The following is a 16042-nucleotide window of genomic DNA, read 5'->3' on the forward strand; positions in this document are numbered from 1 at the left end:
ATAAAGAGTGAAGTTGCTTAGGTTTGTTATTTACCTCTAATGTGTAATTTCAGTAAACATAACAGAGAGGAGTGATGCTGTTGAAATATGAAAACGCTGCCAAAAAGGAGGGGTAAATTAAAAGAATTGATACGAACATTATTTTCAACAATTTAATAAAACCTAAAATATTGTATTTCTACTATAGTGAGAAAATGGGGGATGTCTATGAACTCAATAAATGTGGGAACCATGATTGATCAATCAAAATTTAATCACTTCCATGGATTGGTATTATTTTGGTGTGCGTTTATTATCGTATTTGATGGGTACGATCTAGTCATTTACGGATCTGTTCTTCCATCACTAATGAAGGAATGGTCTTTAACCCCTAACCAGGCTGGGGCATTAGGAAGTGCTGCCTTAATAGGCATGATGCTTGGAGCTCTTATCTTTGGTCCTTTGGCAGATAAAATAGGGAGAAAAAGTGTTATTTTATTCTGTATCGCTCTTTTCAGTTTGTTCACTGGACTTATTGGAATATCAAATAATTCACTCGAGTTTGGTATCTATCGATTTATAGCTGGGCTTGGATTGGGCGGTGTTATGCCCAATGCGATAGCGCTAATGACGGAATATTCGCCAAGGTCACTCAAAAGCACATTGGTTTCCATTATGTTTAGTGGATATTCGATAGGTGGTATGCTGGCTGCAGGGCTCGCCATCATCATGTTGGGGCAATTCGGGTGGAGATCTTTATTCTTTGTAGGAGCTTTTCCTCTATTATTACTTCCCTTAATGTATAAAACCTTACCTGAGTCACCAAGGTTTTTACTAAACAAAAACGAATCGAATAAAATTGGAAAGATATTAACAAAAGTAAATCCAACCTTTACTTACCGTGAAAATCAAACGTTTGAACAGATGAAAACGGAAGAAGCAGGAGCACCTGTGATTAAGTTGTTTAAAAGCGGAAGAGCATTAAGTACGATTATGTTTTGGATTTGTTTCTTTATGTGCCTATTAATGATTTACGGGCTAAATACTTGGTTGCCAAAATTAATGGACAGCGCTGGATTGTCTGTATCGGGGTTAATGTTTTTATTCGTGTTAAATTTCGGTGCAATTTTTGGTGCTGTTTTTGGTGGTCGGCTAGCTGACAAATGGAGTCCAAAGGCTGTCTTGCTGATATTTTTTACTTTAGCAGGTGTTTCTTTAACTCTACTTGGATTGGTAAACAACATCGTTTTAGTATATGTTCTTGTAGCGTTTGCTGGAGCTTCTACAATTGGAACCCAAATTATTACTAACGCCTATATTTCACAATATTACCCGACAGAAATGCGTTCAAGCGGGCTTGGGTGGGCATTGGGAATTGGTCGGTTAGGAGCTATTTCTGGTCCGCTAATTGGTGGGGTTCTTCTTACAATGAATCTACCTTTTTATCAAAACTTCCTTGTATTTGCGATTCCTGGAATCCTTGGGGCGCTGGCTTTATGCTTTGTTCAAGAAAGTTATTCATCCAGTAAAGCAAGAGAAAGATATCTAAAGGAAGAAAGTCTGACAAGTGATGTTCAATAGGTGAAATGTTCACGTTAAGTATGTAAAACATAATGAAGTTCAAAGATATTGTGACAAAAATCAAAAAAAAGGAGAGTTTATTATGATGAAAATGGTAAATGAAAATCAACAGCTGTTTAGAGCGGTCATGGGCAATTATCCTACAGGCGTTACTGTAATAACGGCAAAAGATAGTGAAGGTAAGCCAGTTGGATTGACGGTAAATTCCTTTGCTTCGGTATCTATGGAACCACTTATGGTACTCTGGTGCATTGATCATAAAGTCTCAACCATAAAAGCATTTACAGAAGGAGGAAAGTTTGCGGTTCATGTGCTAGCAGGTGATCAGCAGGAGTTATGCAAGACGTTTGCAAGTAAAAACGTAGATCGGTTTAGTACGTGTAGCTGGAATTTTTCAGATAATCAACTGCCGATTATTGATGGTGCCTTTGCTGTTCTTGAATGTAAAACGTTTCAAACTGTAGAAGCAGGAGATCATACCATCTTAATTGGAGAAGTGACAAACATTCAAATGGATAAAAAAAATCCTATGTTGTATCACCGCAGACATTTTGCATCAATTCCGGCTGAATTCTATGAACTTAGCAAGAATTAATTTTAATAATAAATTGGACTATCACCCAGCTATTAGAGAAAACTCTAAATAAACGAGGTAGGGTTACATCTTCAATTCCATCAAATTTACTAAATATTAATTTAGATATAAGAATGAATGGACCTAAAAGTAATATCTATACCTGATAAACAGAGTATATTGTTCCTTCGGATCATCCAGATAAGTTGGAAAAAGGTAAGTCCAAAAGTTGACTTCTAGTGAAGAGTACAAGGGTACACCTTAAATATAGTAATCTTTATTTAAGTTTGTTAATTTTATAGTTAACAAGAGAGGAGGTATTATAAAACATATATATCCGTCATTATAAGCGTTACCTAACATACAAAATGAAAGAGGTGGAGTAAATGGAAACGTTGACAAAGAAGAAAGTGAATCTGTTAATTAATAATCGTGAAGTTTCTACTGATAATTATTTCGAAGTGTATGACCCTGGTAAATTAGACAATCTTGTTGGCGAAGTAGCTTTAGGTTCAAGAAATGATGTAGATCAAGCGGTAAATGCAGCCCATAATGCTTTTCAATCATGGAAGAATGTGAGTATGCAAAAGCGTATTCGTCTGGTTTTAGAGGCAGCAGAAGTATTAGAAAACGCTATTTCCGAGTTAAAACACCTTTTAGTAAGAGAACATGGAGGGGTTCTTTGGGAAGCAGAGACAGACTTTTTCCTAGGAAATGGCGTTTTGCACTATTATGCCAGCATTGCAGAAAACTTTATGAAGGCAGAGCAGACTGAAGATGAAAATAGCTGGACAAGTATCGAAAAAGTTCCAAAAGGTGTTGTTGCTGCAATAGTTCCATGGAATATGCCTATTATTTTGACAATGATGAAACTTGCGCCGGCTTTAGTTACAGGAAATACAATTGTCATTAAACCATCACCGACTGCACCAATTGCTTTAAGCATCTTGCTAAAAAAAATGGCTAGTGTACTGCCCGATGGCGTTATTAACGTTATTCATGGCAATGCTGAAGCAGGTTCTGCTTTAACAGGACATCCATTAGTTAAAAAGGTTGCGTTTACAGGCGGTACGGCAACAGGCAGAGCTGTTGCTGTCAGTGCAGCTGATCGTTTTAAAGCGGTTACTTTAGAGCTGGGCGGGAATGATCCAGCAATTATTTTGGATGATGTGAATATTGAAAGCATTATACCAAAGCTACTTAAAGGCATTTACACGAGAAGCGGTCAAATTTGCTTTGCAGTTAAGCGAATTTACGTGCCGGAGCACATGGTGAATTCGTTTTATGACACCCTTTGTGAATTTGTTGATGAATATAAAGTAGGACACGGGCTGGATGAAAGAGCTTCTTTCGGACCTTTAAACAATAAAAAGCAGTTTGAATTCGTAAGAGACTTAATAAATCAAACGAAGCAAAGTAATGCAGTAATCAGGGAGCTTGGTCAGAAGTTAGATCCAGACAACTGGAAGAATGGATATTATATGCTGCCTCATGTAGTGAAGAATGTAGATCAGTCTTCACCTATTGTTTCATGTGAGCAGTTTGGCCCGATCATTCCTGTTGTACCGTATCAATCCGTTGATGAAGTTGTGAAAATGGCCAATGATTCTGATTATGGTCTGGGCTCTTCAGTATGGTCCGGGGATTTTGAAAGAGCATTAGGTATAGCCAGACAAATTGATTCAGGATCCACCTTTATCAATACACACAGTTTTGATTCTCTTTCATTAGGAATGCCGTTTGGCGGAGTGAAGAACAGTGGTCTTGGTCGAGAGCTGGGTAGCGATTCCACTTTGTCAGCATACATTAACTTCCATTCAATTCGAGCATTAAAGCATTAAAGTATACAAGATATATTAATAAATCAGGGGGGATGGGAAGATGCAAGTAACAGCTGCTGTTATTCATGAAACAGGTGATGATTATCAGTTAGAGGAAATAACGCTGGATGAACCAAAACATGGAGAGGTAATGATTCAGATAGTCGCTTCAGGTATTTGTCATACAGATGTATCTGCACAAAATCAGCTTCTCCCTGTGCCTTTGCCGGCTGTTCTTGGACATGAAGGGGCAGGGGTGGTAGTGAAAACAGGGGCAGGGATAAAGGGTCTTGAAGCAGGAGATCACGTTATTTTATCATACGCATCTTGCGGACACTGTGAATACTGCTTGAAGGGTTATTCGTATGCTTGTGAAGATATCTTGCCAGCCAACTTTGCAGGAAAAATGCTCGACAATACCCACCGCTTGCATCAGGAGGACAAGGATTTATCGAACTTTTTTGGCCAATCTTCATTTGCAACATATGCTGTTGCCAATGCCCGAAATGTGGTGAAAGTGGACAAAGAAATCGATCTCCGCCTGCTAGCTCCATTAGGATGCGGAATTCAAACAGGAGCGGGAGCTGTTTTGAATGTATTTAATCCTTCTCCAGGTTCAAGCATTGCTATTTTCGGAAGTGGTACGGTAGGAATGAGCGCACTTATGGCGGCTAAGGCTGCTGGTTGCACGACTCGGATCGTTGTTGATTTACATGATTCACGGCTTGCACTGGCGCGTGAATTAGGTGCCACGCATACGATTAATTCCAAAAACGTAAACGTTGTCGAAGAAGTTAAGAAAATCTCCGGAAAAGGCGTAAACTATGCAATTGAGTCAACCGGTGTGACAGAGGTTTTGCGAGAAGCTGTTCTTTCATTGGCACCAATGGGGAAGGCAGGAATTATCGGAGCGCCTAAAATGGGGACGAGCGTTCAGTTGGATGTAATGGATATGCTTATTAATGTAAAAGAAGTAGTAGGAATTCATCAAGGAAGCAGTATTCCCAAAGTATTCATTCCAGTTTTAATTGATTTATATAAAAAAGGGGAGCTGCCTTTTGATAAGCTGATAAAATTTTATGATTTTGCGGAAATTAACAAAGCCGTGAGCGACTCAAAGAGTGGTGCGACAATTAAACCTGTTTTAACAATCTCATAACTTTTATATTATGAGAAAAGTCAGCAGGAGTTGAGGCACGTCCCTTGTTATCAAAAACCGTTCAAAACATATCTATTTAGAACGATTTAGAGAGGCATATAATGATTTGATGAAGACATTCCCATTGGAATGTCTTTTTTTAAAATTATCTGCTTATTCATGAAATATTTATGTGAGCATGCTGATCCACTTGTTCATAATACCCCCATTCCATTTATATGGCCCGAGAGGTGCTATTTTAGCGTAGAGGTTACCGATTGGACTTTCATTTGACCGATAATTTGCACTTATTTTAAGTGTTATTTTGCACATCCAATCTTAAAACCCACTCAATGGGCATTGAAACTAAATAAAACAGTACATAGAGCAGAGGTTCTAGACCTTTGCTCTATACAATATCTCGATATCTTTTCATCAGTGCAATATCTATAAATAAATCAATGAATCAACCATTTACGAATTGAAAAATTATACATTATCCCTCTTATATTAGTTAACTATTCCTTTAAGCTTTGCCTATTGCAAAGATTGTAATGGAGAAGGAAAAGAATTGGTCCCATCATCAAACAGGCTACAACAGTGGGGGCTAAGCTATCGACAACGTTCTTCCCATTCAATTAAGCTCAACTTTGATAGGATAAAAAGACTTTTTACTCATTCTTTAATTAATATTGGGCCATTGAAAAAAATTCCCCAAAAAAAACCGCAAGAAATTCTTCTGAATTACTTGCAGTCTTTTTATATCTTATCTTTTAGTGTTTCATTTCTTTACTCGAGATTGGCATGTCGGCCATACATTTTATTGGTATCCAATCCCTTTTTATCCATGAACCTCAAAATGACAGCATCGTAAAAAAGTAAAAGTGTTTGCTCAAATAGTGAGCCCATTGGTTGGATTGTTTTATAATCGCCTTCTGACTGATCTTTAGGTGAACCAGGTAATTTTATTGCGATATCCGCTAATTTTCCAATGGTGGATTCAGGGAATATTGTTGTAGTTGCAATCGTCCCACCGATACTTTTTGCTTTCTCAACCATGGAAACCAAACTTTTTGTTTCTCCTGAACCTGTTCCGATTATCAAAATGTCATCTTTTTCAAAGGTAGGGGTGACCGTTTCACCCATTACATACGCATCTATCCCCATGTGCATCATTCGCATGGCAAAGGCTTTGCCCATAAGCCCAGATCTTCCTGCACCCGCCACAAAGACTTTTTTTGATTCAAGAATCCCGTTAACCAGTTTTTCAGTTTCTTCGTCAGCTATTAAGTGTACTGAACGATTTAGCTCTTTTATGATTTCAGCTAAATATTGAGTAGTCTGCATGATGGATATTAGCCTTGTTTTACTAATTTTTGTATTTGGGCAGCTGTCCCTTTAATATCAGCTTGTCCAGTGATACCTCCACCAACAATAACAAGGTCAGGTTGTGCTTTAATGACTTCCGGAAGTGTATCTAATTTTATGCCGCCTGCTACAGCAGTCTTTGCATTTTTTACAACACGTTTAATGGTTTGAAGGTCCTCAAAAGAATTTTTTCCAACAGCTTGAAGATCGTAGCCAGTGTGCACACAGATGTAGTCGACGCCAAATGCATCCACTTCTTTAGCACGAGTTTCAAGATCTTTCACAGCGATCATATCAACAAGGATTTTTTTGCCTTGTTTTCTAGCTTCTTCAACAGCCCCTTTGATGGACATATCTTCAGCTGCACCAAGAATCGTGATGATATCAGCGCCAGCTTCAGATGCCTTCATCACTTCATAACCGGCTGCATCCATAATTTTTAGGTCAGCTAATACTTTTAAAGAAGGGAAAGCTTCTTTCATTTCTTTAACAGCCCTAAGCCCTTCATTAATAACCACAGGTGTACCGATTTCTACGATATCAACATATTCCTCCACTTGTTTAACCAATTCAATACCTTCTTGAATGTTTACTAAATCCAGTGCCAATTGTAATTCCATTTATCCTTCACTCCTAATAGTATGTTTTAGTTTGTTGCACAGTAAGTATGTCCCTCTGGCAATCAATCATTGAGCAGCAAGAAATTCATATCGACTGTACAATGTATCGTATACTAAGTATAATATTTTTGTAAGTACGCACTTTAATTTTACATAGTGTTAAAAAGTATACTATGTGATTTAGGATTTATATTCGGAGTTGATTTGAATGACAAGGCTACAGAATAAAACATTCAATTGTGAGAAAGAATTGACCCTTTCTGTTATTGGGGGGAAATGGAAGATGCTTGTTTTATGGCACCTAGGCAAGCAGGGGACTAAGCGTTTTGGTGAACTGAAGGCTCTTATGCCGGGCATCACTCAAAGAATGCTCGTTAACCAGCTTCGAGAGCTGGAAGAAGATCTTATTGTTCATCGCGAATCTATCCAATTGTACCTCCCAAAGTGGAATACTCTCTGACAGAACAAGGAGAAAGCCTGATGCCGATTCTTGATTCGATGTATAATTGGGGTAAAAATTATATGGAGAATGTCGTAGGGAACCAAGTAGAAATAAAAGAGGATACCAAGTAGAAAAATAACTCTTTTTTAAGGCTCAAAAATGTTTATTTCCTGTTTTTCTCTATCTTGATAAGGTCACGCACTCAAGATAGAGAAAACAGAACATTTAATAATCAGTTACTAAAGCCAAGGTTAGCGATTTGCATAGTCGCTGATCTTGGCTTTTTCACGTGCCTAAGTGCAGTTTCCGAGCGCTGGTGGCAATAGCGGTTAGCTTAATGCAGGTGTCAATTGTGACGGAACCTGAAGGAAGCCAAGCGGGATACCTCGGTCCTGCGGAATACGAACAGGCTGGGTATCGTGAATAGCTTACGTAACAAAAGAAAATCTCATACTGAATACAAACCTACATTAAAGTATACTTTTATAAACACTATATATTTTATTTGTAATCATCTGAATATAAAGTGTGTACCTACAAAAAATAAATATACGTAATATACTAATTTGGAATAAGTAATGCTAAGGGAATGCTATTACAAGCATGCAAAAACAAACCCATAAGAACATCAAATGACTTTCAATGATGATAGGTCATTAAATAGATCAGTATTTCCATATATCTTCTATAGAGAAGTAATAATAGATGAATCCTAATAAAAAGCTTTGAAACAAAAGTTACAAGTTACATGAATTGATTAATTTTCATTTATTATTTTTAGCATGCTGTTGCATTAAAGCTGATAAGAAAGGAGACCCCATGGAAAGATTCAAAACGGATCACCGAAGGGTTTGTGAAAGATGTTTAACAATCACCACAAATAATAAAAAAATGTCCAAAATGCGGCCATTCTCAATTAAGGGATATCCTATTTACCCTACAAGCTGGAAGAATTAAACAAGCCTTAAATTCAAAAGTAGGATAATGCATATGCGATTTAGCTAAGTGAAAAATCTACCTGCTCTGTTTAATTTATATCTGAATTAAAAATTGCCAGATTCTTTTTCAGTTGGTGTAGGGAGAGACGAAATGTCTGCTGTTTAATTTCAAACACGTGTAAAAGAATCATTAATAACCTTTTCTAGACATTTGATAAATGGGTTTGACCGGAACATGAAACTTTAAACTGAAGATGAAGCAAGACGTCCTAGACTTCATCGTCAAATTTCCTTAGAGTAAAAACTCGGCTTTTTTAATGTCGAATTTTCTTAGCGTATATTTCCGTTTTATCAACACTATAGTATCCCCAATATGGAGCCATGAGTTGCTCAGATAAAACTAAAATTAAATATAAAAATTATCTATTTTAAAAGTAGTTGCACACTTTTAAAAGTTGTAGTAGGATTAGGGTTATGGAAACGTATACAACACACGGATTGTTACTGTTAGATCAGGCAAAACCGATTACTTGCTAAAAGTATGGTTTTGTCTTTTTTGTGATTGGAGGTGTCGAAGTGAAGATTCTAAAAATATTAAACAACAATGTCATTGTCTCATTAAAAGAAGAGCAAGAGGTTATCGTCATGGGTCGTGGGATTGCATTTAATAAACGTGCAGGCGATGTAATAAATAAGGAGCAAGTTGATAAAATCTTCACTTTGGAAGACGAAGACATCACAAAGAAGTTCAAAACACTAATAGCAGATATTCCAATGGAATACATGGAACTATCAGAGAAAATCATTAATTATGCTAAAATTCAACTAGGTAAAAAGCTTAATGATAGCATTTATATTTCATTAACTGATCATATTCATTTTGCAATTGAGCGTTTTAAAAACCATTTACCTATTCAGAATGCTTTACTCTGGGAGACGAAACGTCTCTATAAGGAAGAGTTTGATGTAGGGATAGAAGCATTGAATATGATATGTGATCAATTTAATGTAATTTTACCAGAAGATGAGGCAGCGTTTATAGCCCTTCATCTTGTTAATGCTCAGTTAAATGAAGATATGACAAATGTTGTGGATATGACGAGGGTAATACAAGATATATTAACAATTGTTAAATATCATTTTAAAATTCAATTTGACGAAAACTCGTTAAATTATTATCGATTTATCACCCATTTAAAGTTCTTTGCTCACAGATTAGTGAAGGGTAATCATTATAAGAACGACAATGATGATGAACTATTGACCGTTATTAAGGACAAATATCCTGAAGCATATAAATGCTCGGAAAAAATTAAGAAATTTGTGGAAAAGCAACATAGATATGAGTTAACAGATGAAGAAATGCTCTATTTGACCATCCATATTGAAAGAGTAGTGAAAAAAATAAATTAAATTCTATTTTAGGATTGTAACTAACAAGGCAAAACCTAAATTGAAACTTTCATCCTGAGAGTTTCAATTTAGGTTTTTTTCTTTGAAAGAAGTGGTGAAGCAAATCGAATAATACCATATTTATTGATTGAAATGCCCAGTGGTGACTTTAACCAGAAAATAATTTAAAGGAGGAAAGACAATGAATCACGCAGCAACGGCAAAACAAATATTACAAAACGTTGGTGGAGAAGAGAATATCTCAAGTTTAGTTCATTGTGCTACACGTTTGAGATTTAAATTAGAAGATACGAACAAAGCAGATAAACAAGCATTAGAATCGATGGATGGAGTATTAAGTGTTGTTCAAGGTGGAGGCCAATATCAAGTTGTCATTGGCTCGCATGTTTCGGATGTTTATAAGGAAATAAATAAGTTGGCTAATGTTGAGTCAAATTCTAATTCTAGTTCTAATTCTTCAAAGGAAAAAAAGGAAAGCGTTACTTCACAAGTCTTTGATGTTATTTCACGAAGTTTCTCACCTTTATTAGGGGCACTTGCAGGAGCAGGGATGCTTAAAGCATTGTTAGTAGTTCTAACAAGTCTAGGCTGGCTGTTGCCTGAAAGTGGAACATATTTTATTTTGTCAGCTGCAGGTAATGCTGTATTCTATTTTCTTCCCATTTTTCTAGGGATTACACTTGCAATCAGACTTGGTGCAAATCCTTATGTCGGTGGATCGATCGGTGCAGCTCTTCTTGAACCAAATTTAACAGGTATATTAAATGAAGGTGGAGCAACGTCATTTTTTGGAATACCTGCTATTATCGTCGATTATTCATCAACGGTTTTCCCTGTATTTATTGCAGTTAGTGTATATGCATTATTTGAAAAGTTTTTAAAGAAGGTAATCCACAAAGAATTACAGCTGTTTTTAGTTCCGATGTTGTCATTAATCGTTATTGTCCCGTTTACCGTTCTAATCTTCGGTCCATTTGGGGTATATGTAGGAAATGGAATTGGTTCAATTATTGAATTCCTAACTCAACGGAGTGGCGTATTAACTGGAGCTGTGATGGGAGCAAGCTGGACTTTCTTAACCTTGTTAGGCTTGCATTGGGGAATTGTACCAATTATTATTTCAAACCTTTCTACTGGAGGAGATCCGCTTTTATCTATGTTAGCGGGTGGAGTTTTTGCTCAAATTGGTGTAGTAGTAGGAATCTTTGTCAAAACGAAAGACAAAAAACTTAAAACTTTAGCAGGGTCTACCATTTTTCCTGGCGCATTCGCAGGTGTTACCGAACCAATGATTTATGGTATCATTCTCCGATATAGAAAAACAATGATTTATGTAGCGACTGCAGGCGCAATTGGTGGAGCCATAAATGGTTACTTAGGTTCAAAGTCATTAGTATTTAACTTTGTAAGTTTCCTATCAATCCCTGCATACTCACCACTGGCTTTTCATCTAACGGGTGCGCTGACAGCTTTTGCATTAGCTATTTTGGTAACACTTGTATTGGGCTATGAAGCGAAAAGTGAAAAAGGAAGTAAAACGGATGGAACTGAAAAAAAGGAAGAGAATGATCGTCCGTTATCAAAAAAGGAAGTGATTGCAAGTCCGATCTCAGGTGAAGTTAAAGCGTTAAGTGAAGTGAATGATTCTGCATTTGCTTCAGAAGCAATGGGGAAAGGGATTGCGATTGAACCATCAGAGGGTGAAGTGGTATCACCAGTTGAGGGTACGATTTCTGCTATATTTCCAACCGGACATGCGATTGGCATTACATCAAGTGAAGGAGCGGAAATCTTAATCCATATAGGAATTAACACAGTTCAACTAAATGGAAAATATTTTACGCCACATGTAAAACACGGAGATCTTGTGAAACAAGGTGATTTATTAGTGACGTTTGATCTTGAGAAAATAAAAGAAGCTGGCTTTGAGGTTACAACCCCTATTATCATCACGAATACAGATCGCTATATTGAAATATTAGATTTCAATAAGAAAAGTATTCATGCGAAAGAAGAAAATTTATTATCACTTATTATGTAATTAGGTTGAGTGTTGGTTTTATATTTGTTATTGAGAATATCAGTACAATGACAGTTAAGACCAAAACACACACAATTATCAATAGTATCCAGAAATGAAAAATTTATATTAACGGTAGGAGGAATTACAATGAATGCAATCCATAAAAAGTTTCCAGAAGGTTTTCTATGGGGGGGAGCGACGGCTGCCAACCAAATGGAAGGAGGTTTTCACGAGGGGAACAAGGGCCTAAATATAGCGGATGTTCTTCCTGGGGGAAAAGAAAGATTAAACGTTCTAAAAAAGCCCGGGTTTAATTTTGAAATTGACAACGAAAAGTATAGCTATCCAAATCATGAGGGAATCGATTTCTATCATCGCTATAAAGAAGATATTGCGTTATTTGCTGAAATGGGTTTTAAAGTATATCGTATGTCCATTGCGTGGACGCGTATTTTCCCAAATGGTAATGAATTAGAAGCAAATGAAGAAGGTCTTGCTTTCTATGATCGTATTTTTGATGAATTACACAAGTATGGAATTGAGCCAGTTGTAACGATTTCTCACTATGAAATGCCTTTAAATCTTGTGAAAAATTATGGTGGCTGGAGAAGTAGAGAGGTTGTGACGTTCTTTGAGCGTTACGTCCATGCTATTTTTAACCGTTATAAAGATAAAGTGAAGTATTGGATGACGTTCAATGAAATCAATAGTGCATTACACTTCCCAATTATGAGTATGGGATTTTCGGTTGAAAAAGAGGAGGATAAATATCAATCTATTTTCCAGGGATTCCATCATCAGTTTGTTGCAAGCAGTATTGCCGTAAAAGCATGTCATGAAATTATACCGGGTGCAAAAATTGGGTGTATGATCCTTGTTGCTCCTGTTTATTCTTATGATTGTAATCCGGAAAACGTAATGTATTCATTACAAGAGGAGCAAATATTTAACTTCTTTTGTGGAGATATTCATGTACGTGGAGAATACCCTGCTTACTCTAGACGTTTTTTCAAAGAACATAACATTACTCTTGATATTCATGAAGGAGATTTAGAGTTAATCAAGGAGAATACGGTTGATTACATTGGCTTTAGTTATTACATGTCGTTAACGCAGAAAAAAGATAAATCAGGCCTTGAAACTACTCCAGGTAACCTTTTCGAAGGTGTAAAAAATCCATTCCTAAAAGCAAGCGACTGGGGATGGGAAATCGATCCAACCGGATTGCGTATCATTTTAAACAAACTTTATGATCGGTATCAACTTCCTCTATTTGTTGTAGAAAATGGGTTGGGAGCATATGATAAGGTCGAAGAAGATGGTTCCATCAACGATGATTACCGTATTGATTATTTACGCAGTCACATTGAAGCAATGTGTGAGGCAATCGAAGATGGTGTTGATCTTATGGGTTATACAAGTTGGGGTTGTATTGACTTAGTTAGTGCATCAACTGGTGAGTTTTCCAAGCGTTATGGATTCATTTACGTAGATAAGCACGATGACGGCAGCGGGACACTGGAGCGAAAGAAGAAAAAATCGTTTTATTGGTATAAAGATGTTATCTTTAGTAATGGAGAAGGTTTATAGACTATAGTCCATTTACTAAACGTTTAAATGTACTGAAGCAGGAAAAACCAAAATCATAGAACGTCACAGAGATATTTCTTTGTCGTTTTGTGACTTTGGTTTTTTTGTTTTTCAAAATGATGTTCTGACTAATATTCGGTATAATGATGTTTTTATTTTTTTGAATCATCGCTCACTCTATCTAGATAATCTAATCCCCATTCTTCCATTACATTCATAATAGGTCTGAGAGTATTTCCTAAATCACTAAGGTAATATTCTACTCTTGGTGGGACTTCGGCGTAAATTTTGCGTTCTATGATTCCATCCTCTTCCATTGATCGTAAATTTTGAGTCAGAACTTTCTGGCTTATTCCGGTTATGCCATTTCTAAGCTCGCCAAATCTTTTTGTACCTGTTAATAATTCACGTAAAATCAATAATTTCCACTTATTGCCTATAAGGCCAACAGTGGTTGCAACGGGACAAAGAGTCAAATCTTTTTTATCATCCATAAAATGACCTCCAATAGTTTCTAAAAGGTTCCTATACAACTTTAAGGTGCCTACTTCACAATTGTTACTAAGGAATATAGTATGAGTTTAAGGTTGCACTTACACAATGTCAATTCTTAATAATAGATTTAATGGTCTAATAAATTAAAATCAGATTAGAGGAATCCAATAAAGTTTGATTTTAACAATAAAATCATGTAAGCCTTGCATAATGAATAAGGAAAAGGGGGTATATATGATGTGTAGTTATCAAACACGTATAGAAAAAGCAAAAAAGGCAATTGAAGATGCCGAATATATTTTATTAGGTGGTGGAGCAGGCTTATCGGCTGCAGCGGGTTTAACGTATAGCGGGAAAAGATTTACAAATCATTTCGGCCCGTTTATTGAAAAGTATGGTTTTACCGACCTTTATTCTTCCAGTTTTTATCCATTTGAAACGCAGGAGGAGAGGTGGGCGTATTGGGCAAAACACATTAGTTTGAACCGATATGAAGTTGGAAAAACTAAGCTCTACATGAATTTGTTTAATCTGGTGAAGGATAAAAAAAATTTTGTTATCTCAACGAATGTAGAAAGCCAATTTGAAAAAGGCGGTTTTCCGTCGGATAAAGTATTTGAAATCCAGGGTGATTACAGTTATCTGCAATGTGAAACAGGCTGCCATGACAAGTTATATGATAACGAACTATTGGTAAAGGAAATGATTGATAAGACTGTTGAATGTCAAATCCCTTCGAACCTTGTTCCAAAATGTCCTGTTTGTGGCGGGGAGATGGACGTGAACCTTAGGAAAAATCAATTCTTTGTACAGGATGAGAAGTGGTATGAATCAGATATGCTATACAAACGTTTCGTCGAGAAAGCTGAGACAAAAAAAATCGTATTTATGGAGCTAGGTGTCGGATTTAACACTCCCGGCATTATTCGATATCCCTTTGAGAAGATGACTTATTACAGTGAGGATGCAACCTTAATCCGATTGAACAAAGATCATCCAGAGGGACTTGTGGAAAATAAAAATAAAACCATATCGTTCACTGAAGACATGGAAGAGGTTGTGTCTGTCTTAATAGAGTAAAGCAGCCACCAATAGGCATAGGAGGGCTAAAATGACACAATTACAGCTAAAAGAATATTCTTCTCTCATTTCTTTGAAAGATAAATACACACCATCAATGCTCTATATAAATCAAAATGAGGAAATTATAAACACGTTATTGGATAAGCTTTTGAAAGAAAATAGCAGATTGGAAAATGCTGAAATTCCCCAAGATTACCAAGGCAAACGAAAATTATTAAGAGGACTTTTAACTATCAGGGAAGCAATATCACTTGATCCTGAATTTTCACAAAAATTAGATGCTCTTCTCCAAACAGAGCTAAAAGAAAAAGGCATTGTTGATGTTGAAAAACTTGAAACGGTTTCAAGTCTGGTTCCAATTAATCCCTTTAACCAATCGAATAAATTTATATTATGGCAAGGTGACATTACACAAATAAATGCAGATGGTATCGTAAATGCCGCAAATAAACATATGTTGGGCTGTTTTCAACCTTTACACGTCTGTATTGATAATGCCATCCATTCTGCTTCAGGCCCACAACTAAGGGAAGAATGCAAAACAATTATGGCAATCCAAGGGAAGACTGAGAAAACCGGCGGGGCAAAAATTACGAGAGGATATAATCTGCCAGCAAAATTTGTTTTGCATACAGTGGGACCAATTGTTCCAAACGAAACTGAACTAACAGAAAAACAAAGAGCAGAATTAGCTTCCTGTTATATATCCTGTTTGGAACTAGCGAATGAAATAGCTGAAATAAAGACCATCGCTTTTTGTGCGATTTCAACTGGGGTGTTTGGATTTCCAAAGACAGAGGCGGCCAACATTGCTATCCACACCGTCAATGAATGGTTAAACAGACATCCCAATCAATTTGAAAAGATTATCTTTAATGTGTTTAGTGATGAAGATTATGACGAATATATCAATGTCTTTTCACCAAGAAAGAGCAGTGGTGATAGCAGAGGGTAATAATTTTGATAAAGGAGAATACA

13 protein-coding genes and 1 pseudogene are annotated in these 16042 nt (G+C 36.5%); 11 read left to right on the forward strand and 3 right to left on the reverse strand.

The window, feature by feature from the left end; genetic code table 11:
• The first annotated feature begins 207 nt into the window (after positions 1-207).
• The 4 genes from ACDZ29_RS22495 (at position 208) to ACDZ29_RS22510 (ending at position 5113) form a co-directional block, all read left to right on the forward strand.
• On the forward strand, positions 208-1560 hold the full coding sequence (locus ACDZ29_RS22495; protein WP_375088710.1) for an MFS transporter: 1353 nt from the start codon (positions 208-210) through the stop codon (positions 1558-1560).
• Positions 1561-1642: 82 nt separating this feature from the next.
• Positions 1643-2155: a flavin reductase family protein gene (locus ACDZ29_RS22500; protein ID WP_375088711.1), complete on the forward strand. Its 513-nt coding sequence runs from the start codon at positions 1643-1645 to the stop codon at positions 2153-2155.
• A 365-nt stretch (positions 2156-2520) separates the two neighbouring features.
• Complete coding sequence (locus ACDZ29_RS22505; protein ID WP_375088712.1) at positions 2521-3975, forward strand: aldehyde dehydrogenase family protein; 1455 nt, start codon at positions 2521-2523, stop codon at positions 3973-3975.
• A 40-nt stretch (positions 3976-4015) separates the two neighbouring features.
• Positions 4016-5113, forward strand: coding sequence for an NAD(P)-dependent alcohol dehydrogenase (locus ACDZ29_RS22510; RefSeq protein ID WP_375088713.1), 1098 nt, complete (start codon positions 4016-4018; stop codon positions 5111-5113).
• Between the two features lie 768 nt (positions 5114-5881).
• Here the strand turns inward: ACDZ29_RS22510 and hxlB are convergent.
• A complete protein-coding gene (gene hxlB, locus ACDZ29_RS22515) occupies positions 5882-6439 on the reverse strand; it encodes a 6-phospho-3-hexuloisomerase (protein ID WP_375088714.1) in 558 nt (185 codons plus the stop codon).
• Between the two features lie 8 nt (positions 6440-6447).
• Positions 6448-7080, reverse strand: a complete 633-nt coding sequence (hxlA, locus tag ACDZ29_RS22520) for a 3-hexulose-6-phosphate synthase (RefSeq protein WP_098371994.1) — start codon at positions 7078-7080, stop codon at positions 6448-6450.
• Positions 7081-7288: 208 nt separating this feature from the next.
• Here hxlA and ACDZ29_RS22525 point away from each other — a divergent pair.
• The 5 genes and pseudogenes from ACDZ29_RS22525 (at position 7289) to ACDZ29_RS22545 (ending at position 13486) form a co-directional block, all read left to right on the forward strand.
• Positions 7289-7653, forward strand: a pseudogene (locus ACDZ29_RS22525) (winged helix-turn-helix transcriptional regulator).
• A 158-nt stretch (positions 7654-7811) separates the two neighbouring features.
• Complete coding sequence (locus ACDZ29_RS22530; protein WP_375088715.1) at positions 7812-7949, forward strand: hypothetical protein; 138 nt, start codon at positions 7812-7814, stop codon at positions 7947-7949.
• A gap of 1087 nt (positions 7950-9036) precedes the next feature.
• Positions 9037-9873 carry a BglG family transcription antiterminator LicT gene (gene licT, locus ACDZ29_RS22535; protein WP_375088716.1) on the forward strand — a complete coding sequence of 279 codons (837 nt, stop codon included), beginning with the start codon at positions 9037-9039 and terminating at the stop codon, positions 9871-9873.
• Positions 9874-10054: 181 nt separating this feature from the next.
• Entirely contained in the window at positions 10055-11914 is a 1860-nt protein-coding gene (locus tag ACDZ29_RS22540; protein ID WP_375088717.1) for a beta-glucoside-specific PTS transporter subunit IIABC, read from the forward strand.
• Between the two features lie 129 nt (positions 11915-12043).
• Positions 12044-13486, forward strand: coding sequence for a glycoside hydrolase family 1 protein (locus ACDZ29_RS22545; RefSeq protein WP_375088718.1), 1443 nt, complete (start codon positions 12044-12046; stop codon positions 13484-13486).
• A 152-nt stretch (positions 13487-13638) separates the two neighbouring features.
• Here the strand turns inward: ACDZ29_RS22545 and ACDZ29_RS22550 are convergent, their stop codons facing one another.
• Positions 13639-13980 carry a winged helix-turn-helix transcriptional regulator gene (locus ACDZ29_RS22550; RefSeq protein ID WP_375088719.1) on the reverse strand — a complete coding sequence of 114 codons (342 nt, stop codon included), beginning with the start codon at positions 13978-13980 and terminating at the stop codon, positions 13639-13641.
• Between the two features lie 238 nt (positions 13981-14218).
• Here ACDZ29_RS22550 and ACDZ29_RS22555 point away from each other — a divergent pair, with 238 nt between their 5' ends.
• Both ACDZ29_RS22555 and ACDZ29_RS22560 read left to right on the forward strand, forming a co-directional pair.
• Positions 14219-15061: a Sir2 silent information regulator family NAD-dependent deacetylase gene (locus ACDZ29_RS22555; protein ID WP_375088720.1), complete on the forward strand. Its 843-nt coding sequence runs from the start codon at positions 14219-14221 to the stop codon at positions 15059-15061.
• Between the two features lie 31 nt (positions 15062-15092).
• Complete coding sequence (locus ACDZ29_RS22560) at positions 15093-16019, forward strand: protein-ADP-ribose hydrolase (RefSeq protein ID WP_375088721.1); 927 nt, start codon at positions 15093-15095, stop codon at positions 16017-16019.
• The last annotated feature ends 23 nt before the right edge of the window (positions 16020-16042 follow it).

Origin of the sequence: Peribacillus sp. RS7 (assembly GCF_041956845.1) — a bacterium.
In the GTDB taxonomy this organism is placed as follows: Bacteria; Bacillota; Bacilli; order Bacillales; family DSM-1321; genus Peribacillus.